Annotated in this window: 1 rRNA gene; it reads right to left on the bottom strand. The window is 50.7% G+C overall.

Annotation, left to right across the window (positions count from 1 at the left end):
* Window positions 1–677 (bottom strand): 23S ribosomal RNA (locus R5R67_RS19510); the annotation flags it as partial.

Genomic DNA, 677 nt, shown 5'->3' with positions numbered 1-677 from the left:
ATCCGCAGCTTCGGCACATAGTTTTAGCCCCGTTACATCTTCCGCGCAGGCCGACTCGACTAGTGAGCTATTACGCTTTCTTTAAAGGGTGGCTGCTTCTAAGCCAACCTCCTAGCTGTCTATGCCTTCCCACATCGTTTCCCACTTAACTATGATTTTGGGGCCTTAGCTGGCGGTCTGGATTGTTTTCCTCTTGACTACGGACGTTAGCACCCGCAGTCTGTCTCCCGGATAGTACTCATAGGTATTCGGAGTTTGCATCGGTTTGGTAAGTCGGGATGACCCCCTAGCCGAAACAGTGCTCTACCCCCTATGGTATTCGTCCGAGGCGCTACCTAAATAGCTTTCGGGGAGAACCAGCTATCACCAGGCTTGATTAGCCTTTCACCCCTATCCACAAGTCATCCCCTGGCTTTTCAACGACAGTGGGTTCGGTCCTCCAGTTAGTGTTACCCAACCTTCAACCTGCTCATGGATAGATCGCCTGGTTTCGGGTCTATACCCAGCAACTAAACGCCCTATTAAGACTCGATTTCTCTACGGCTCCCCTATACGGTTAACCTCGCTACTGAATATAAGTCGCTGACCCATTATACAAAAGGTACGCAGTCACACCACGAAGGTGCTCCCACTGCTTGTATGCATGCGGTTTCAGGATCTATTTCACTCCCCTCACA

The sequence above is a fragment of the Acinetobacter sp. OYA S30 genome, from assembly GCF_033599315.1.
GTDB lineage: Bacteria > Pseudomonadota > Gammaproteobacteria > Pseudomonadales > Moraxellaceae > Acinetobacter > Acinetobacter baumannii.
This window is presented reverse-complemented; position numbering and strand designations above follow the sequence as displayed.